Annotated in this window: 18 protein-coding genes; 15 read left to right on the top strand and 3 right to left on the bottom strand. The window is 51.6% G+C overall.

Annotated elements, in window-relative coordinates; translation table 11 throughout:
• The first annotated feature begins 17 nt into the window (after positions 1–17).
• On the top strand, positions 18–1,061 hold the full coding sequence (locus CLV60_RS15580) for a beta-ketoacyl synthase chain length factor (RefSeq protein ID WP_106596306.1): 1,044 nt from the start codon (positions 18–20) through the stop codon (positions 1,059–1,061).
• Between the two features lies 1 nt (position 1,062).
• Here the strand turns inward: CLV60_RS15580 and CLV60_RS15575 are convergent, their stop codons facing one another.
• From CLV60_RS15575 to CLV60_RS15565, 3 genes are read right to left on the bottom strand one after another with little or no spacing between them, the layout of a single operon-like run.
• Positions 1,063–2,310, bottom strand: a complete 1,248-nt coding sequence (locus CLV60_RS15575) for an NAD(P)/FAD-dependent oxidoreductase (protein ID WP_106596305.1) — start codon at positions 2,308–2,310, stop codon at positions 1,063–1,065.
• Positions 2,311–2,312: 2 nt separating this feature from the next.
• A complete protein-coding gene (locus CLV60_RS15570; RefSeq protein ID WP_106596304.1) occupies positions 2,313–3,845 on the bottom strand; it encodes a phytoene desaturase family protein in 1,533 nt (510 codons plus the stop codon).
• 22 nt (positions 3,846–3,867) lie between these two features.
• On the bottom strand, positions 3,868–7,731 hold the full coding sequence (locus CLV60_RS15565) for a trifunctional MMPL family transporter/lysophospholipid acyltransferase/class I SAM-dependent methyltransferase (protein ID WP_106596303.1): 3,864 nt from the start codon (positions 7,729–7,731) through the stop codon (positions 3,868–3,870).
• A 146-nt stretch (positions 7,732–7,877) separates the two neighbouring features.
• Between CLV60_RS15565 and flxA the strand changes: the two genes are divergently transcribed.
• From flxA to lolA2, 14 genes are all read left to right on the top strand, one after another.
• Positions 7,878–9,407, top strand: coding sequence for a flexirubin biosynthesis tyrosine ammonia-lyase FlxA (gene flxA / locus CLV60_RS15560; protein WP_106596302.1), 1,530 nt, complete (start codon positions 7,878–7,880; stop codon positions 9,405–9,407).
• Positions 9,404–10,135 carry a flexirubin biosynthesis SDR family reductase FlxB gene (gene flxB / locus CLV60_RS15555; protein ID WP_106596301.1) on the top strand — a complete coding sequence of 244 codons (732 nt, stop codon included), beginning with the start codon at positions 9,404–9,406 and terminating at the stop codon, positions 10,133–10,135. Before flxA ends, flxB begins: the two co-directional genes overlap by 4 nt.
• Positions 10,136–10,138: 3 nt before the next feature.
• Complete coding sequence (locus CLV60_RS15550; protein WP_106596300.1) at positions 10,139–11,356, top strand: beta-ketoacyl-[acyl-carrier-protein] synthase family protein; 1,218 nt, start codon at positions 10,139–10,141, stop codon at positions 11,354–11,356.
• Positions 11,357–11,591: 235 nt separating this feature from the next.
• Positions 11,592–11,837, top strand: a complete 246-nt coding sequence (locus tag CLV60_RS15545; protein ID WP_229210986.1) for a phosphopantetheine-binding protein — start codon at positions 11,592–11,594, stop codon at positions 11,835–11,837.
• A gap of 2 nt (positions 11,838–11,839) precedes the next feature.
• Complete coding sequence (locus CLV60_RS15540; protein WP_106596298.1) at positions 11,840–12,706, top strand: lysophospholipid acyltransferase family protein; 867 nt, start codon at positions 11,840–11,842, stop codon at positions 12,704–12,706.
• Positions 12,706–13,125: a hotdog family protein gene (locus CLV60_RS15535; protein ID WP_106596297.1), complete on the top strand. Its 420-nt coding sequence runs from the start codon at positions 12,706–12,708 to the stop codon at positions 13,123–13,125. Before CLV60_RS15540 ends, CLV60_RS15535 begins: the two co-directional genes overlap by 1 nt.
• 17 nt (positions 13,126–13,142) lie before the next feature.
• The gene (locus tag CLV60_RS15530) at positions 13,143–13,556 is read left to right on the top strand and encodes an acyl-CoA thioesterase (RefSeq protein WP_106596296.1); all 414 of its coding nucleotides are present in this window, start codon (positions 13,143–13,145) and stop codon (positions 13,554–13,556) included.
• Positions 13,553–14,635, top strand: a complete 1,083-nt coding sequence (locus CLV60_RS15525) for a beta-ketoacyl synthase N-terminal-like domain-containing protein (protein ID WP_106596295.1) — start codon at positions 13,553–13,555, stop codon at positions 14,633–14,635. Before CLV60_RS15530 ends, CLV60_RS15525 begins: the two co-directional genes overlap by 4 nt.
• The gene (locus CLV60_RS15520; RefSeq protein WP_106596294.1) at positions 14,632–15,258 is read left to right on the top strand and encodes a hypothetical protein; all 627 of its coding nucleotides are present in this window, start codon (positions 14,632–14,634) and stop codon (positions 15,256–15,258) included. The genes CLV60_RS15525 and CLV60_RS15520 overlap by 4 nt, the downstream gene beginning before the upstream one ends.
• Before the next feature lie 23 nt (positions 15,259–15,281).
• A complete protein-coding gene (locus CLV60_RS15515; protein WP_106596293.1) occupies positions 15,282–15,542 on the top strand; it encodes a phosphopantetheine-binding protein in 261 nt (86 codons plus the stop codon).
• A 12-nt stretch (positions 15,543–15,554) separates the two neighbouring features.
• Entirely contained in the window at positions 15,555–16,739 is a 1,185-nt protein-coding gene (locus CLV60_RS15510; RefSeq protein ID WP_106596292.1) for a beta-ketoacyl-[acyl-carrier-protein] synthase family protein, read from the top strand.
• Positions 16,732–17,667 (top strand): beta-ketoacyl synthase chain length factor, encoded by a 936-nt coding sequence (locus CLV60_RS15505; RefSeq protein ID WP_106596291.1) that lies wholly within the window; start codon positions 16,732–16,734, stop codon positions 17,665–17,667. The genes CLV60_RS15510 and CLV60_RS15505 overlap by 8 nt, the downstream gene beginning before the upstream one ends.
• Complete coding sequence (locus tag CLV60_RS15500) at positions 17,657–18,427, top strand: polysaccharide deacetylase family protein (protein WP_106596290.1); 771 nt, start codon at positions 17,657–17,659, stop codon at positions 18,425–18,427. Before CLV60_RS15505 ends, CLV60_RS15500 begins: the two co-directional genes overlap by 11 nt.
• Positions 18,414–19,046 (top strand): flexirubin biosynthesis/transport protein LolA2, encoded by a 633-nt coding sequence (gene lolA2, locus CLV60_RS15495; RefSeq protein ID WP_106596289.1) that lies wholly within the window; start codon positions 18,414–18,416, stop codon positions 19,044–19,046. The genes CLV60_RS15500 and lolA2 overlap by 14 nt, the downstream gene beginning before the upstream one ends.
• Positions 19,047–19,048: the final 2 nt, after the last annotated feature.

Here is a 19,048-nt window from a genome sequence, read left to right as displayed (position 1 = left end):
AGAGTTAATTTTCAAGAATGTATATTACCGATTCAGCCTGTATATCGCCCCAGCGCACTTTTGACAATGCTTTTTTTGAAGGCGATATCAAAGTGCATGAAGGCGACAGGTACATTGCAATTGAACCTGCTTATGCCCAGCTTATTCCGGCCGGTTTGCTCAGGAGAATGGGCAAGGCGGTACGAATGGGAGTAGGAGCGGGTCTTCCGCTCATCCAACAGGCACAAATTGAAGGAATTGTACTGGGTACAGCAAATGGCGGTCTGGAAGATTGTTTAAAATTCCTGAACCAAATTGTCGATTACAACGAGGGGACGCTCACTCCAACCAATTTTGTGCAGAGTACGCCCAACGCAGTAGCTGGTAACCTCGCATTGATGAGCAAAACGACCGGCTACAACACTACGCATGTCCACAAGGGGCTGGCATTCGAGGCGGCATTACTGGATGCGATGCTGCTTTTGGAGGAAAAGAGGGGTAATGCGTTCCTGGTAGGTAGTATCGAGGAAATCTCGGATTACAACCATAATATAGACCTGCTAGCGGGCTCTTTCAAAACCGGGCATTTTACATCGAAAAACCTGTTCACACTCGATTCACCCGGCTCGGCAAATGGCGAGGGCGCAGCGATGTTTATTGTAAATGCCGAACGTGCCGACGACTCCATTGCGCAGATTCAAGACGTTTTTCAAAGCAATAACCTGACTGAAAAAGAGCTGGCTTCGGTTGTCAACGCCTTTCTGCGGAGAAATGGCCTGCAAGCAAGCGACATCGATGCGGTGATCATGGGCATCAGCGGTGATAACCGCACGGATCACTGGTATTTCAATCTTCAAAAGGAATTATTTGAAGAGAGCAATACCTACACCTACAAGAATATGGTGGGCGATTATCCTACGGGCTCCGCATTCGCGACGTGGATGGGCGCGCAGGTGCTCACGGGGAAGCGCGTGCCTAATGCGTGTGTGTGGGCACAAAAAAATACCCGCACTCCGAAGCATATCCTGATTTACAATCATTACAAAGCTTCGCAGCACGGGCTGATATTGCTGGGGGCCTAGATCAGCTCTGGCCCGCTTCTTCTGCTTTTTCCTTCATTTTAATCACCTTCGCGAGCGTAGGCAGGATGGTATCATGCTTTTTCACGAACGGGTTGGTCTGGTCCCAAACGTAGCCGGCGAGTACCGAGCAGATTTGCCGCTTGATATCCTCGTCGATATGTTTGGCGAATACAATGGTTTGGAAATCACCGGTGTACCAGCCGCTCACGTAGCTGCGGAACACGTCGATACCTTTCTGGATCACTTCTTCATAATCCTTTTTCCAATCCACGGCCTCACCCTGTAAATGCTTGTGGGTCATTTTGGCTGAAAGCAGGCCGGAAGCGGTCGCGAACGTCACACCCGATGAGAAAATAGGGTCGAGGAACTCGGTACTGTTGCCCGAAAGCACAAAACCTTCACCCGACATTTTTGTCACGCCGATCGAGTAGCCCAGGATCGCCCGCGGCTCGAATTTAAGCTGGGAATCGGCAAAGCGGCCATGCAGGTCTTCGAAATTCCGGATAAATGCCTTGTAACCCTCGCCATTGTTTTCGGCCAGCGCTTCTATTTTCTCCCGGTCGCCCACGATACCGACGGAGGTAGAGCCATCGGAGAACGGGATCGCCCATATCCACGACTTGTTGTTGTCGAATGAATGAACGAAAATGTTGTTGCTGGCAGTTTCAGTCCGGTTTTTATCCTCCAAATGCGAGAATACCGCGCCGCGGGGTGTGAATGCAGAAGGCTTGCTCAAATCAAAAAGCCTGGGCAAAACACGGCCGTAACCGCTCGAATCGATGATGAACTTCGCCTCGATCCGGTGCGCATTGCCCTCGGCATCTTTATAATCGACGATCTGCTTTTCCGGGCCGCATTGCACGGCGGTAACTTCGCATTCGAAGTGGACATCCACCCCTTTTTCGCGGGTAGCTTCCGCCAGTTTGCTGTCGAAATCGGCCCGTTTTACCTGCCAGGTCCAGGTCCAGCCTTTGGTGAACTGGTCTTCAAACAGGAACTCGCAGCGTTTTTCACCGCGCATAAATGCCGCGCCCGTTTTTTTCTGGAAATTCAATGGCTCTATCGCCTCCCGCAGCCCGGCTTCTGTTAAATGCTCCATACAGCACGGGAGCAGGCTTTCCCCGATCTGGAAACGGGGGAATTTCTCTTTTTCCAGGATCGTGACGTCGTAGCCTTGCTTTTTCAGGTAAGAAGCCGCGACAGTTCCGGCAGGGCCGGCCCCAATAACCAGCACATCGACAGTTTGCATATTCAGGCGTTTTTTACTTTTTGAATGAGTTTTTCTTTATCTACAAATGAGAAGCACGTTACAAATGCGCTGACGGTCACTCCCAGAATTCCGTGCAAGGAAACATTCTGCCCGGTCAGGTGCAAGTTCGGGATTTTGGTGCGGGTATTAATCCGCGTCTTCATCGGCGAAGTCGAATCTTTGAGGATGCCGTACATCGTACCGTTGCCGTTGCCGATATAGTCGCGGAAGGTCAGCGGCGACGCGCTGTGAATGGCTTTAATATCAGCCGAAATGCCAGGAAAAACGGTTTCCAGCCGCGCGATCACCTGTGCTTCTTTGTCTTTTTTGAATTGCGCATATTCCGCATCCCGCTTGCCCGGCTCAGCCACGGTACTGAAAGTCCCGGCCCATTGCGCGGTTTCGGAGGCATCCATATAGCACATCACCGACATCGAATCGGCATATTCTCCCTTTTTTGAAATATAGGGCGTGCAAATGAAATAGGTCTGCGGCCAGGTTGCCTGGTTGTATTCCACACCTTCCCAAACGTCGTCGGTATGGTGCTGGTAAATGTTGTAATTCAGGTATTTAAAACTGTTTTCGCGAAACGAAATGTGCACCAGAAACGTAGAAATGCTGTTTTCGAGTGCCTGAACCCGGTTTTTATAAACACTCAGAAACCGCTCCTGACCGAAAATGTCGATGGTAACAGCGGGGTGCACATTGGAAATGAATTCTTTTCCCCGGAAAGTCTCGCCGTTTTCACAAACGACCTCGGTAATGTGGCCTCTTTCATCATAATGGGCCGACACTATTTTTTTATGCTTGTAAATCTCCCCGCCATGCTGCCGTACTGCCCGGCTGAGCTGAATCGCAATCTGCGAGCCGCCGTCCACAAATTTATAGGCGCCTGTCAGGTAGCTTTTCATGATGAGCGCATGCACGTAAAACGGTGTTTTGTGCTTCACACCGGCATACAATAGATTGCTGCCCGCCAGCACATTCCGCAGCCTGACGTTGTCGGTGAGGGACGCGATGTAGTCGTGTGCATTCAGCGAAAGCACGCCTTCGTCGGTGAGGTAACTGTCGCCTGCGGTTTCCAGGTTATAGAGCGGGAATTTCTGACAGGTTTCGGCGAGTTTGTTACAATAGGTACGAATCGCCTCTGCTTCTTCGGGGAAGTAGGCGATGAGTTTTTGCTCGAAATGCTCCATCCCCTGGGCATATGCATATTCGCAGCCGTCGTCGAAGCGGATAAGGTCGAACTGGTCGTCGTCTAGCCGTTTCAGTTTCAGCTTGTCGAGAATGCCGAAGTATTTGAAGAACTGGTGCAGGTTTTCCCCTTCGTCGAGCCCGCCTACGTAGTGTACTCCCGTATCGAAAATGCTTTTATCTCGGCTGTAAACCTGCAAATGCCCGCCGATCTGGTGGTTTTTTTCCAATACCACCACACTATAACCTTCCATTGCGAGAATGGTCGCACAAGCCAGACCGCCGAGTCCGCTTCCAACAATCACAAAATCGTATTCCTTTTGCACGGCGGAAGTTTGCATTTAAATAGCTATTGGAGAAATCCTAGTTAGTAATCGGCGCAGTTACCGGAGCCGAAAGTTTGCGCAGTACGAAAAGCACGTTGGAAGTGTTCGCCGAATGCTCCTGCATTTCATAACCAAAACCATACCGCGCCGCGAAGTCGCGAATGTCCTGCGATGAGAAGAAATGGAAATCATCGGTTTTCCGGTTGAAAGCGAAAAGGCCTGTCGACAATGCTTCTGTTTTCTGCGTATTCTGGTGTTTGGCGGTCAGGTCGGTAATGCCGTCGCGGATGAAAAGCAACCCGTCGGGCGCAAGGGCCGCGGCACAGCGGTCGAGCAAAATACGTTGTTTTTCCTCCGATAAATAATGCAACACGTCATTCAGGAATATGACATCCTGCGTGCCGAGGTCGGCGACCATGATATCCTGGTACGCAAACCGCAGGTTGCCGGTTTTGTTATAGCTATTCTCCGCGATTTCGATCTTGTCCTCGTCGTAATCAATGCCCGTGATCACCCGCTCCTCATTTTTATAGTGCAGGAAAAACGACAGGTAGCCATATCCGCAGCCGACATCCAGAATGCGCTTCCGGTCGCCGATCAGCTCATTGTAATAGGTGAAATTCTTGCTTTCCAGCCGCCATTTGACTTTGAAATACCATTCCAGTACCGGCCCTTTGAAAACATAATTGGTGAAAATTTTGTGTTTCAAATAGCCGGTATCCTCCATTTCATATTTAAATGCCGCAAATTCCTGCTTGTAGAATGCGGCAATAGCCTTCGTTTTGTCGCGCAGCGTCGCGCCCCAGCGCGTATCCGCATATGTAATGCGCGGAAGCACGCGCACGTTGAGCGCGCCGGGGCGGATGAGGAAGTCGTTTTTGGGCAGCACATCGTGTGCGCCGTGGAGCAATATCGGTTGGATGTCGAGATTCAGCTGCTCGGCGAGATAGAATGCCCCTTTGTGGAAACGCGCGATGTTGCCGTCCTCGGAGCGCGTGCCTTCCGGGAAAATGAGGATGGAATAGCCCTCGGCCACCAGTGCCCGCACCTTTTCGATGTTCTCTTCCGGGCCGTCCTCGCTGTACACATACCCCGCATACCGGATAATCGGACCGAAAAACGGCGATTTATACACCCAGCCTTTCACCATCAGCACGATTTTCGGGTGCAGCATAATGGCCAGCAGGATGTCCAGGAAAGAGGTATGGTTGGCGATGAAGATCACCGGCTTGTTCATATCGAGGTTTTCCCGGCCCGAAATGTTTTTCTTCACGTGAGGGCCCGAGTAAATCACCGTTTTGGCATAAAAAGAAAGCGAATTGTTGATCGCCGCTTTCTTTTTCTTCTTCGACATCGGTAACAAAAGGATAGTCACCAGTTTGGAATGCAAAAACAGGCAGCCCGAAAGGAAATAGGTGAAGCTCGAAATGCTGATCAGGAAGGGCAGCATCGTCACGGGCGATTTCTTTTTGGCGATGCGTTTTTGGACAAACAAATCGAAGAAAACCGGCTGGAATACAAAGGATATGAACAGAATGCACACAATTCCCAGCACGCTGATCAGTGAAATCGAATGGATAGCGGGGTGTTTGGCAAAGATCAATACACCCGTACCGATTAATGTTGTCGTTGCGGACAATGCGATCGCCGCCTGGTAGGAGCGCAGCGTGTCCTTGCCCGATTTGTATTTGCTCAAAAGCCCGTCGGTAACGAAAATACTGAAATCATCACCCAGGCCGAATATGAAGGTCGTGACGATCACATTCACGAAGTTGAACTTGATGCCGAGAATGGCCGCGATGCCCAGAATCCATATCCAGCTAATCACCATCGGGAGGAAGGATAGCAATGTGAGCTCGATGCGGCCGTATACGACTAATAATGTAAAGAATACAATGGAAGCCGAAATCAGCAGCAGGTAGTTGAAATCGTCCTTCACCATGGTGAGCAATTCACCGGCCAACTCGCCGCGGTCGAAAAGCGCGACGCCGGGAATAGCCCGCAGCTCTTTTTTGACGTCCGTCAGTTTGGCCTGATCCACTACCACCGTGGAAATGAATGTGGTGCCAGAGGCTTTGATGTCGATCAGGTTATCGACGCCCAGTTCGCTGAAAAGCGTGTCGAGCGAGATATTGGAGCTGCTGCGCCCGGCAATCCAGCCCTTGAAATCGTTGAATGCGTAGGCGTTAAAACCATTTTGGGCAGCGGCCTGATTGAATACCCGGAATGTGGAATCGGTGCGGCCGGGCGTCCAGAAATCCTGCCAGCGGCGCATCCGCTCGCGTTTGAGGTCCTGCGGGATCAGCAGCGAACCGGAAGAGACGAAACTGGCAATGCGGCCCTCGCTGCGCAATGCAGCCAATTTTTGCCAGGCATTATGGTTGATTTGTTCGGCCATATCCCGGCGCGGATCCGACGCAAAAACGTAGATCCGTTTCTGTTTCCGGGGATTAATGCCCGTAAGCGCTTCCTCCCGGCTGCTTAGTTCCGGGTCCTGGATGCTGAGGTTCTCAAAACCGGCATCGAACTCGGTGTCGCCGGCAAAAAAGAGGAACACGACTGTCAATGCACCTACACCCGCGAGGGTAATGCCGCGCCATTTGTCCGGGATGGTGGGGATGCGGAAAGAGCGGTTTTCGCCAGGGATTTTCTGAATGTCAAAACGTGTCGAAGACAGTACGACCGGTAAGGCGGTGAGCGTGAAAACGGCCGCGCCGAAGAGCGCTAGTGACGAAAACAGTCCGAAGTCCTGCAATACGGTGGAGTTAGCGAAATGCAATGCACTGAACGCCATGACCGTCGTGAAGCTGCCCGTCAGCAGCGGCCCGCTTACTTCCTTGATCGCGACCGGGATCGAATGCGTGTGGCGTAGGTGCGTAAAAAAGTGGAACGCGTAATCGAGCAGGATGCCGAAGATCACCGCGCCCGTCGCGAGGGAAATGCCCGAAATCTCCGGCCTGACGTAGCCGACGATTCCCAATGCGAACAGTGCCCCAAAAATTCCGGGCATTGTAATATAGATAGGTATAAGCAGCTTGCGGTAATAGGCGATCAGCAGCGCCAGGATGCCCGCCAAAGCGAGAAAAGACGTGAAGTAGGAGTCCTGCTTGACCTGCATCGCATTACGCGCGGCAATTTCGAAAGTGCCGAAATAGGAAAAATGGTGATAACGGTGCTGCCGGTTCCATTTGGTTTTGAACGCCTCCATGAGCTCGAAAAGTGCCACATTCTTGTCGGAGCTGCCCGAATCGAAGCTGGTGGAGGCGAAAATGAGGATGCTCTTGCGGTCGGCGGTGAACATGATGCCGTCGTCCATTACCATCGCACTGGAGTTGTTGGCGGCATTGAGCTCTTTGAAATACTTTCCGGTGATGCCGAGCGGGTCGTTTAGTACAAATTGTTTCAGGAACGAGCCGCCGGGCGTGAGCAGCTGGTTATAGGTAGAGGCTACCGATGCCCGGATCGAGTCGGGGGCAATGCGGGCCTGGATATGTGTGTAGTAGGAAGGTTCGATCAGCAGCGGAAAGTGGCTGTATACATATTGATATACATCCTCCTGCACATTCGGCCGCTCCGCCTGGATGTTGCGCACGTAGCCGTTGGTGTAGCGCCCGAGCGAATCGGTGAAATTCTCGGCGATTTCCCGTGCGGCGTCCGTGTCCGTGTCAGCCGGGATTTCGAGTGAAAACACGATTTGGTTGATGATGTTTTTACTTTCGACCAAACGGTTGAATTCTTCGAAGCTTTTACCCTTCGGTAGCGTCGCGAAAATACTTTCGGTTACTTTTAGCCGCGCAATACCGGCCGCGAGGAAACTGACAATGACGAGCAGGCTAAGGAAAAACGCAGGTTTGTGACTTGAAAGGAATTTGTTTAGCCTTAATAGTAAATCTCCTAGCATTGACAGGGGAAACGTGAATGTCCGACAAAATTAATGAATTGTATCACTCAGGCAACTTCCGTGCCTGCTGCCGCTTACCGGGTCGTGTTTGCCAAAGCCGCAAAAAAAGATTTATTTTACACCATATTCAATTACGCCATCATTAAATGAATCGTATTTCATTAGCTCAGATCGAGCAATATGCTTTTGAAAAGAAGGAATTTATCTTAGCCGAAGACGCCCTCCATCAAGTATCCCAATCATTTGCCTTTTTAACGAATTTCTCCAAAGACAAAATCATATATGGTATCAATACCGGTTTTGGCCCGATGGCGCAATACCGTATTGAGACCGACCAGCTCAATAATCTGCAATACAACCTGATCCGCAGCCATTCGAGCGGGGTAGGGAAGCCGCTGAACGAAATATATGCGCGTGCCGTCATGCTCGCGCGCCTGAATTCATTTTTACAGGCCAACTCCGGTGTGAGTACCGCGGTGATCAAGCAGCTGGTATCGTTTCTGAACAATGGCGTGGTGCCCGAAATCTTCGAACACGGCAGTGTAGGGGCGAGTGGTGACCTCGTGCAGCTCTCGCATTTGGGTTTGAACCTGATCGGTGAAGGCCACGTGTACGAAAATGGCTTGCGCCGCAAAACTGCCGAAGTCCTGACTGAGAAGGGCATTAAGCCGCTCAAAATGGAGCTCCGCGACGGCCTTGGGCTGATCAATGGTACTTCCTGCATGACGGGGATGGCGGCAGTGAATATTATTTATGCCAAAAGGCTGGTGCAATGGGCCATTACTGCGTCGTCGATGATCAACGAGGCGATCGAATCGTTCGATGACTCGTTCTCGAAACAGCTCAATGCCGTGAAACACCACAAAGGTCAGCAGATAGTGGCGCAGCACATGCGCGATTTTGTGGCCGGAAGCGGGCTTATCCGTAGCCGCGAGGAGCTTTTCCGCGATGATACGGCCATGCAGAAGACTGAATTTGAGCGCAAAATACAGGAGTATTACTCGATCCGCTGCGTGCCGCAAATCCTAGGCCCGGTGCTGGATACGATCCAATATGCGCAGGAAGTGGTTGAAAATGAGTTGAATTCAACCAATGACAACCCGATCGTGCGCCCGGAAGACGACAACGTTTTCCACGGCGGTAACTTCCATGGCGATTATATTTCGCTGGAAATGGATAAAGTGAAACTGGTGCTCACCAAGCTCACCATGCTCATGGAACGCCAGCTCAACTTCCTGATGAACAGTAAGCTGAATGGTAAATTTCCACCATTCCTCAATGCCGGAACATGGGGTTTGAACTTCGGTTTCCAGGGTGTGCAGTTTACAGCTACATCCACCACCGCCGAAAGCCAGGCGCTGTCGACTTCGGTTTACATTCATAGCATACCAAACAATAACGACAACCAGGATATCGTAAGCATGGGTACCAACTCGGCGGTGATCGCGAAGCAGGTGCTTGAAAACGCATTCCAGGTGATGTCGATCCACATCATGGCGATTTGCCAGGCGATAGACCTGCTGCATCCGGAAGAGAAAGAGAAGCTTTCGCCGAATGCGAAATCGGTTTACGCGCAGATCCGTGAGCGTGCGAAGTTCGTTACAGACGACGTGCCGCAGTTCGAAAGCATTGCAGCCGTTTTTGAATATATCAAAGAAACCCCATTCCACTTATGAATTGCGCATTGGTAACCGGTGCATCCAGGGGGCTTGGCAGGGCCATTGCGGTTCAACTGGCCAAGGACCACGGTTTACATATATTAGTCAACTACGCTTCCAACCAGGCGGCCGCGGAGGAAACGCTGGCCGAAATCCAGGGCAATGGCGGCAGCGGCGAGTTGCTGCATTTTAATGTGCAGAACAGAGCCGAAGTGGACGAAGCATTGAACGGCTGGCGCGAAAAGAACGAAGACAAGTTCATCGGTGTTTTGGTGAATAATGCGGGCATTACCCGCGACGGGCTGTTTATGTGGATGCCGGAAAAGGACTGGGACGATGTGTTGAATATTTCGGTGAAAGGCCTTTATAATGTAACCCAGAATGCGATCCAGCAGATGCTGCGGAAACGCTCCGGCCGGATCATCAACGTTGCATCGGTGTCGGGGATGAAAGGCGTGGCGGGTCAGACCAACTATTCGGCGGCGAAGGGGGCAATTATCGCTGCCACCAAATCGCTGGCGCAGGAGGTTGCCAAACGGAAAATCACCGTGAATGCCGTGGCGCCGGGTTTTATCACGAGCGACATGACCAAGGACCTCAACGAGGACGAATTGAAACAAATGATCCCGATGAACCGTTTCGGCAAAGCCGACGAGGTAGCGCACCTGGTAAGCTTTCTGGCTTCCGACAAGGCTGCTTATATTACGGGCGAGGTAATCAATATTAACGGAGGAATTTACTCATAGTCCATGAGCCATAGGGTTGTCATTACCGGTATCGGCATTTATTCCTGTCTGGGCGAGAATCTGGACGAGGTTACGAAATCGTTGTATGCCGGTAAAAGCGGGATCGTGTTTGATCAGGTAAGGAAAGATTTCGGTTTCCGCTCGGCCCTCACAGGCATGGTGCAGGAGCCCGACCTGAAAAACTACCTGTCACGCCGCCAGCGCGTGGGTATGCACCAGCCCGCGGTGTACGCGTACATGGCCACACACGAGGCATTGGCATTGTCGGGTCTCGACGTCGACTTTCTTGAACAGACTGAAACCGGCATTATTTACGGCAACGACAGCACGGCGGCATCCGTCGTGGAAGCGGTAGACAAAGTCCGTGAAAAGCACGATACGACGCTGATCGGCTCCGGCGCTATTTTCCAGAACATGAACAGCACCGTGAATATGAACCTTTCGACGATATTCAAGTTGAAAGGCATCAATTTCACATTGAGCGCGGCGTGCGCGTCGGGTTCGCATTCGATCGGGATGGGTTACCTGATGATCAGCCAGGGCTTGCAGGAGCGTGTAATATGCGGGGGGGCGCAGGAGATCAATGCTTCCGCTATGGCGAGTTTCGACGGCCTGGGCACTTTCTCGGTACGCGAATCGGAGCCTACGAAGGCTTCACGCCCATTCGACCGTGATCGCGACGGGCTGATCCCGAGCGGCGGCGCAGCTACCGTGATCCTTGAATCTTACGAAGCCGCCGTGAAAAGAGGCGCGCCGATATTGGCCGAGCTGATCGGCTACGGATTCTCCTCCAATGGCGACCATATTTCCAACCCCAGCATCGACGGTCAGACGCGTTCATTGCAAATGGCGTTGAAGCAGGCGGGTATTACCACCGCGGAAGTAGACTACATCAATGCACACGCCACATCCACTCCCGTGGGTGACGGCAGCGAGGCCCGCGCTATTTACGAGGTATTCGGTGGTAATGTGCCGGTGAGCTCCACGAAGTCGATGACCGGGCATGAATGCTGGATGGCGGGTGCGAGCGAGATCGTTTACTCATTGCTGATGATGCAGAATTCGTTCATCGCTCCAAATATCAACTTCGAGAATCCCGACGAGGATTCTGCTAAAATCAACATTATTCCCGAAACTAAGGAGCAGACAATCAATTGTTTTCTTTCCAATTCGTTTGGTTTCGGCGGTACCAACTCTACGCTGATCGTCAGGAAAATCTGAGGATGGACGGGCTGGTGTGTCCGTCACATTACTACTACAACTTCGTGAACGGCGGTAGGCTGCCGATCGAAATTCTGTATTTTTGTCAACCTCCAATATTCCATCCGTCAACTGCAATGATTTTCAGTCGAATTTATTGTATGACGGAGGTCTTTTATTTGAAAATTTGGGAATATTTTTAAACTATCGGCAAGAATAAACTAATTTTGTGGCTATGTATGCTAACGACGTAAAAATGAGTTTGGAAGAAGTTATTGAAGAAACCAGAGATTTTTTATCTGAGGAATTTGAGGTGGACCGGGATTTGATTCTTCCTGAAAACAGTCTGAAAGACACTTTGGATCTGGATAGTCTTGACTACGTCGACCTGGTTGTGCTCATAGATGAAAACCTCAATATCAAGCTCACCGGAGAGGATTTCAAAGGAATTGAAACCTTCGGTGATTTCTATCAGCTTGTCGGTAAGAAACTTGCATTGTAAGAATGAGCCGTTGGGACGGTAAGACCAAAGGATCGTTAACGGGTTACAAAATTTTCCTGTTTTTTATCAATACCCTGGGGCTCGGGTTTGCCTACGGGCTCCTGCGGGTGGTTACTTACTACTATTATCTTTTCGCGGCGAAGCCGAAACGTGCTTTGCTGGATTTTTACCAGAACACCCTTCACATTGCCGGTCCCGATGCCCGAAAAATGGCACGGAAAAACTTCTATATTTTCGGGCAGACGCTCGTGGACAGGGCTGCATTCCTGCTGGGGAAAGACAGGCAATTCTCTCATGTTTTTGAAAACGAACAATACCTGATCGACATACGCGATGCAGGGAAGGGGGGCATATTGCTGAGCGCGCATGTGGGCAACTGGGAAACGGCCGGTAACCTGTTGAAAGGCCGCATTACGCCTACGATCAATATCGTGATGCTCGATGCCGAGGTCGAAAATATCAAAAAATATATGGATTTGTCCACAGGCGGCTCCCGCTTCAAGGTGATTGCCATCAAGGACGATCTTTCCCATATCATATCCATTCGCAATGCATTGGTGAACAACGAGTTCGTGGCTATTCACGCCGATCGATATCTCGAAGGGGCCAGGTACATTGAAATGGATTTTCTCGGACGGAAAGCGAAGTTTCCTTACGGCCCGTTTGTGATCGCGTCGAAGTTCAATGCGCCGGTTACCTTTGTGTTTGCAGCCAAGGATGGTAAATACAGCTATCATTTGAGCTGCACCAAGCCGATCGAGGCGAAAATGAAGCCGGAGGAAATCGCGCAGCTGTATGTGGAAGAGCTGGAACGGAAAGTGAAGGCATTTCCTGAGCAATGGTTTAATTATTTCAATTTCTTTCAATAATGATCGTCGCCCAAGACGCCATCACCGACTACATTCCGCACCGCCCACCTTTTGTGATGGTTGGCAACCTCGTGAGCGCCTCGCGCGAGCGGTTTGAATCGGATTTTACGGTTACGAACGATAATGTGCTGGTGCAGGACGGCTTTTTTCAGGAAACAGGGCTGATCGAACACATTGCGCAAACCTGCGCTGCGTCTTTTGGTTACCTGGACAGGGAGGAAGCCGGTCAGCCGAAAATTGGTTTTATCGGGGCAGTCAGCAAAGTACTTGTGACTGAGTTGCCTCCGGTTGGTGGTACCATCCGCACGGTGGTTACCCCCTTGCACCAGTTGGGAAATATTTACCTCGTCAAGGGCGAAAGTTTCCTGGATGGGCGTATATTGCTGGGATGTGAACTAAAAATCGTAGTAAGCGAGTAACCCCTAATAACTAGTTAATGATTGCTTCCGAAATAGATATAGATATCCGATTCAGCGAAACCGATGCCATGGGTGTGGTGTGGCACGGCAACTACCTGAAATTTTTCGAGGACGGGAGGGAGGCTTTTGGGAAGAAATTCGGATTGGAATACCTGGATATCCACGCCAAAGGCTTTGTAACGCCGATCGTAAAGTCGGAAATCGACCATAAAGCGCCGGTGTATTACGGGCAGGTTATCCGCGTCATCACCCGGTACATCCCTACGAAATCGGCGAAAATACAGTTTGAATACGAAGTAATTAATGTTACTACCGGTCAGCTTTGTGCTACGGGCAAGACCATGCAGGTGTTCCTCGACCGCGACTCCCGCGAGCTGGAACTGATCTCGCCGGATTTTTACAAGGAATGGAAAGCGCAGTACGACCTATGATCTACATTGGTGCCGAGGTCATTGTAAGTCCGTTGGGTGACACTGCGGAGGCTAACTGGGAGGCGCTCAGTGTAAATCGCACCGGCATTGCGCTCACTCCGGCGGTCGGGTTTAACAAGGAAGATATTCATTTGTCGAGAATAGTCGGTCTCGGTGGCCCTTTGCGTTTTCAGCAGCTGGTAATCAAGGCATTGGCGGGGCTTAAAAACCGCATCGATGCTTCTATCCTCACTTCCGATCGCACGATGGTGTTGATCAGCTCTACCAAAGGTGCCCTGGACGATAACCTGCATGATCAGTTCGGTGAAACGTGCAGCGCGGTAATGCAGCAGTTTAATCTCGCGCATTTGCCGATCGTGATTTCCAATGCCTGCATTTCGGGTGTTCTTGCATTGAATGTAGCCGGCAATATGGTCGGGGCAGGGCAGTATGAGCACGTGATTGTGATCGGCTGCGATGTTGCCTCGGATTTCGTTCTGTACGGTTTTCAATCCCTTTTTGCCGTGAGCGATAAGGCCTGTGCGCCGTTCGATGCGGCCCGCAACGGCATTACGCTGGGAGAAGGCTGCGCGGCTGCATTGGTCTCCGGGGCAAAATCGGTTTTTAAAAATACCCCATTGCAACTCCTTTCCGGCACAAGCGCGAACGACGCGAACCACATCTCTGGGCCTTCGCGTACGGGTGAGGGGCTCGTAAGAAGTGTCAGTCGCACCATGCAGAAACATGGAATTGGTGCGGAAGAGATTGATTTTATCTGTGCGCACGGCACGGGCACGGTTTTCAATGACGAAATGGAAGCCATTGCTTTCGATCGCCTGTCGTTGTCGGAAAAGCCGCTAAATAGCCTGAAAGGATATTTCGGGCACACGCTCGGCGCGGCCGGGGTAATCGAGACGGCTGTTTGTATGCAAATGATGCGGAACGGCATGCTGATCAAGAGTTTGGGCTACCGCGATGCGGGCACGTCCCAACCTTTGAATATCATTCTTGAAAACGAACCGAAAAAGCTGCGGACCATTCTCAAAACGGCCTCCGGTTTCGGTGGGGGTAATGCTTCATTGATGATCAGGGATTTATGAAAGTGATTACAGCATATTGCAACTTGCGGGCAGGCGAATGCCTTGTGAACGGCGAAGTTGTTGCACGGCGCGATACCGGCTCGGAGGATTCCTGGTTCAAGCAGATTTACAAGCAGCACGAATTGGCATATCCCAAATTTTATAAAATGGATGTGCTTTCGCAGGCCGGCTACCTGGCTTCGGAACTCATCAAGCGGGCCAATCCGGGCATCTCGGAGGTCTATGCCGACGATGAGATTGCACTGGTGTTTGCCAACGCGTCGTCGAGCGCGGAGACCGACCGACGTTTCATACAATCTTATCAAGGCGGCGGCTCGCCGAGTCCATCGCTCTTCGTATATACATTGCCCAATATCGTGCTGGGTGAAATCGCCATTCTCAACAAATGGTACGGTGAAAATATGTTTGCTGTTTTGCCTAAATTCGTCCCCGGTTTTTACCTCGATTACAGCCGGATACTGCTGGCCTCGGGCAGTCGCGCGTTGCTTTGCGGATGGCTGGAAGTAACGGCAGGCAGTACGGATGTTTTCCTTTTTATGGTGGAAGAGAAAGAAAAGGGGACGGAATTCAACGAAGAGAACCTCCTTCACCTGTCGCAAACCGGTGCAGTTGCGGCATATTAACAGACGCTCAATTAATCAGCAATATGGATAGTTTAAAAGAAGATCTTAAAAAACAAATTATCGAACAGCTCAACCTGGAAGACCTGACGGTGGCGGATATCGCGGACGACGCGCTGCTTTTCAACGACCAGGGCCTGGGCCTCGACTCGATCGACGCGCTCGAACTGATCGTGCTGCTCGAAAAATACCACGGTATCCAGCTGACTAACCCGGAAGAGGGCAAGGAGGCATTCAAGTCCATCGACACGATGGCGGCATATATCCGTAAAAGAAAAGCAGCTTAACCACCACACCGAATGGGCGTTTGCATTACCGGGATCGGCGTCGTGTCGGCCATAGGCATGTCGGTGAAGGAGAACCTGAGCGCGTTGCGCGAGGGGAGGACGGGCATCGGCCCGCTGCATTACCTGCAAGGCACGAAGGCATCGCTGGCGGGCGAAGTGAAGGCTTCCAACGACGCGTTGCGCGCCGCATTGGGCGTGGGTACGGAATACGTTTCGCGCACTTCGCTGCTGGGTTTGCAAGCAGCGCGCGAAGCCTGGGGCGATAACAAGCGCTCCGGAGTGATCCGTACAGGCCTTATTTCGGCCACATCGGTAGGGGGGATGGATCGCAGCGAGGTTTTTTACAAAAATTATTTAGCCCAAAATAACCCCGATTACCGGTTGCTTACCACGCACGACAGCGGCAGCACGACGGAGCGCATTGCGAAGGAGCTGGGTATTACGGGTTATATTAATACGCTTTCGACCGCCTGTTCCTCGGGGGTGAACGCTATTATGCTCGGCGCCCGGCTGATCCTGCAAGGTACGCTCGACCGCGTGCTCGTGGGCGGTTCCGACGCATTGAGCGTCTTCACGATCGACGGGTTCCGCTCGCTGATGATCTACGACGACCAGTGGTGCCGGCCATTCGACGATAACCGGGCCGGACTGAACCTTGGAGAAGGGGCGGGTTTCCTGTTGCTCGAAGGCGAGAAAAGCATTGAATTGACTGGCAACAGGCCCATTTGCAATGTGAGCGGCTGGGCGAATGCAGCAGATGCCTACCATCAGACCGCCTCGTCGCCCGATGGAAAGGGTGCCACTTTGGCGATTGAGCATGCCATCCGCCGCGCGGGCATCGGGCTCGACCAGATCTCGTACGTGAACGCGCATGGCACAGGTACGAAAAACAACGATCACTCTGAGTCGGTAGCATTGCAAAACGTTTTCGGCGACCGCATTCCGCCATTCAGTTCTACCAAAGCATTTACGGGGCACACGCTTGCCGCAGCGGGCGCTATTGAAGCGGTGTTTTCGGTGCTGGCCATACAACATAACCTCATTTTCCCCAACCTGAATTACCGGACTCCGATCGCGGAAACGGGTCTCGTACCCGCGACGCAGCTGGAAGCCGGCGCGGAAGTAAATGCGGTGCTCTCCAATTCATTCGGTTTCGGAGGAAATAATTCATCATTGGTTTTGACGAAATATGAATAAACCGGCATTGTACCTATCGGCGGCGTCCACGATTTCGCATCAGCCTACCTTCCGCAATCCCGGGTTTTCGGTTGGGTTGGGGCCGGTTGAAGCGTCTTCGGCATTGATTAGCCCGGATTATAAGGCCTATATCGAAGCCGGCTTGCTGCGGCGTATGAGTAAGATTCTGAGGATGTCGGTAGCGTGCGCTAAGGATTGCATGGAGCAAGCCGGCATTGCCCAACCCGATGCAATTGTGGTAGGCACGGGGCTGGGCTGTTTGCAGGATACCGAAAAATTCCTGAACACCTCGCTGACCGTGGAGGGGTTGTTGCCGCCTACATCATTCATCCAGTCGACGCACAATACCATGGCCGGGCAGATTTCACTGAGCCTCGGTAACCACGGCTATAACATGACCCACACGCAGAACACGCTTTCTTTCGAGCACGCGCTGCTCGACGCGGCTATGCTCCTGCGCGAGGGCGACCGTAACGTGCTCGTGGGCGCGGCGGACGAACACATCGACATTCTCGAAGATATTGCGCGTCAACTGGCATTCGAAGCCAACGCTCCGCTTACTTCCGCGGCTTCTTTTTTTGTGCTTTCTGCCGAAAACCAGGGTAATGCAAGTGCCGGGTTAGCCGATGTTTACACCAGCGGGGGAACGGAATATGGGCAAGAGGACATTGACGCGTTTCTGGATCGCAACGGCTTGCAGGCCGGGGATGTTGACCTCGCACTGTACGCAGGCACGCCTGTGCAAGGCGCTGCGCGGAACGTGGATTACCTGCCACTGGCGGGCGTTTATCCAACGGCTTCCGCATTTGCATTGCATTATGCTCTCGACGTTTTTGCGACAAATAGTGAAGTGAGGAATGTGTTGATTTGTAATGGATTAAGAAAAAGCAATCTGGGATTAACTCTTCTGAAAGCCTTTGAAGCATAATCTTCTCGTATTCTTCTGCATTACCGCGGCGGCGCTCAGTTCCATCATCTTTTGGGAGACGGATTACCTGTGGTTGGTGCTGGCGGGCATCGCATTGCTTTTTATGGGCGTGACGGCTTACGGCTCCGCGCAGATCCAGGCCAATTATTTTGTCAAATCGATTAATAAGGGGCGCACGAAAGCGGTTGCGCTCACATTCGACGACGGCCCCGATCCTGATTCCACACCGCGCATTCTTGACATATTACTTGAAAATGACTTGAAAGCAACCTTTTTCGTGATCGGGAAAAAGGCGGTGAACCACCCGGAGCTGTTGCGGCGCATTGTAGAGGAAGGTCATACCATTGCCAACCATTCGTACAGCCATCATTACCTCATTGCGCTGTTTTCGACACAGAAATTGCGGACGGACATTCAGCGGTGCAATGAGGCGATACGCGACATTACGGGCCGGGTACCGGTGTTTTTCAGGCCGCCATTCGGGGTGACGAACCCTCGTTATGCCGCGGTTTTGAAGGATTTGCAAATGCAGTCTATTGGGTGGTCGCTCCGCAGCATGGATACACGTGCGAAGAACAAGTACCAGCTTATCAATACCATCATTTCAAAATTAAAGCCCAAAGACATCGTTCTGTTGCATGACCACCTGTCGCTCACGGCCGATACGCTGCCGGACATCATCGGGCATTGTCGTGAAATGGGTATTAAAATAGAACCGCTTCCTAAGTTGATCGGGAAGGAACCTTATGAAAAGCATTAGAATATTCATCATCATGGCCGTTTTGACGGTTGCGCAATTTGCTAAGGCGCAGTCGTTCAAGCCGTCGGGCAGCCCGGAAAAGGTGCTGGCCGAGCTGAGGAAAACCTCGCAGGCAACGACGTCCATTCAGGCATCATTTATTGAAGAGAAGTACCTGGCCGTACTCAAAGAGCCTGAAAAATCCTCGGGGTTGTTTTACTACCAGCAGAAGGACAAAATGCGCTGGGAGCAGCGGACGCCTTCGAAATACATTATCCTGATCAATGGCGACAAGCTGCGGGTGCAGGAGGGGAATAAGGAGAAAAACGTAGGGCAGGCAGGGCGCATGGCGGCGCAGATCAAGGAACTGATGATCGGGTTGGTCAATGGTGATTTTCAGCAGAATAAGGGGTTTTCGTCGGCAGTACTCGAAGACAGCGACGAATATCAGATCGTGCTGACGCCGGTAAACCGCCGTTTGAAAAACATCTATTCCAAAATAACCATGAATTTCTCCCGGAGTTCGTTGCGACTGAAAGAACTCTCGTTTTTCGAGAAAGGCGGCGACAAGAGCATTATGAAATTCCAGCAGGAGAAATTCAACCAGCCCATTGCTGAAAACCTTTTCAAAGATCTTTGACA

Origin of the sequence: Dyadobacter jiangsuensis, from assembly GCF_003014695.1 — a bacterium.
Classification (GTDB): Bacteria; Bacteroidota; Bacteroidia; order Cytophagales; family Spirosomataceae; genus Dyadobacter; species Dyadobacter jiangsuensis.
The sequence above is the reverse complement of the archived record's forward strand: the minus strand, read 5'-3'. Positions and strand labels throughout refer to the sequence as shown.

Coding starts and splice junctions, on each gene's coding strand:
- flxB (WP_106596301.1), top strand. CDS start 9,404: ATGAATTGCGCATTGGTAACCGGTGCATCCAGGGGGCTTGGCAGGGCC.
- CLV60_RS15515 (WP_106596293.1), top strand. CDS start 15,282: ATGGATAGTTTAAAAGAAGATCTTAAAAAACAAATTATCGAACAGCTC.
- CLV60_RS15565 (WP_106596303.1), bottom strand. CDS start 7,731: ATGCTAGGAGATTTACTATTAAGGCTAAACAAATTCCTTTCAAGTCAC.
- CLV60_RS15505 (WP_106596291.1), top strand. CDS start 16,732: ATGAATAAACCGGCATTGTACCTATCGGCGGCGTCCACGATTTCGCAT.
- CLV60_RS15525 (WP_106596295.1), top strand. CDS start 13,553: ATGATCTACATTGGTGCCGAGGTCATTGTAAGTCCGTTGGGTGACACT.
- CLV60_RS15535 (WP_106596297.1), top strand. CDS start 12,706: ATGATCGTCGCCCAAGACGCCATCACCGACTACATTCCGCACCGCCCA.
- CLV60_RS15545 (WP_229210986.1), top strand. CDS start 11,592: ATGAGTTTGGAAGAAGTTATTGAAGAAACCAGAGATTTTTTATCTGAG.
- CLV60_RS15520 (WP_106596294.1), top strand. CDS start 14,632: ATGAAAGTGATTACAGCATATTGCAACTTGCGGGCAGGCGAATGCCTT.
- CLV60_RS15570 (WP_106596304.1), bottom strand. CDS start 3,845: ATGCAAACTTCCGCCGTGCAAAAGGAATACGATTTTGTGATTGTTGGA.
- lolA2 (WP_106596289.1), top strand. CDS start 18,414: ATGAAAAGCATTAGAATATTCATCATCATGGCCGTTTTGACGGTTGCG.
- CLV60_RS15530 (WP_106596296.1), top strand. CDS start 13,143: ATGATTGCTTCCGAAATAGATATAGATATCCGATTCAGCGAAACCGAT.
- CLV60_RS15575 (WP_106596305.1), bottom strand. CDS start 2,310: ATGCAAACTGTCGATGTGCTGGTTATTGGGGCCGGCCCTGCCGGAACT.
- CLV60_RS15580 (WP_106596306.1), top strand. CDS start 18: ATGTATATTACCGATTCAGCCTGTATATCGCCCCAGCGCACTTTTGAC.
- CLV60_RS15550 (WP_106596300.1), top strand. CDS start 10,139: ATGAGCCATAGGGTTGTCATTACCGGTATCGGCATTTATTCCTGTCTG.
- CLV60_RS15510 (WP_106596292.1), top strand. CDS start 15,555: ATGGGCGTTTGCATTACCGGGATCGGCGTCGTGTCGGCCATAGGCATG.
- flxA (WP_106596302.1), top strand. CDS start 7,878: ATGAATCGTATTTCATTAGCTCAGATCGAGCAATATGCTTTTGAAAAG.
- CLV60_RS15540 (WP_106596298.1), top strand. CDS start 11,840: ATGAGCCGTTGGGACGGTAAGACCAAAGGATCGTTAACGGGTTACAAA.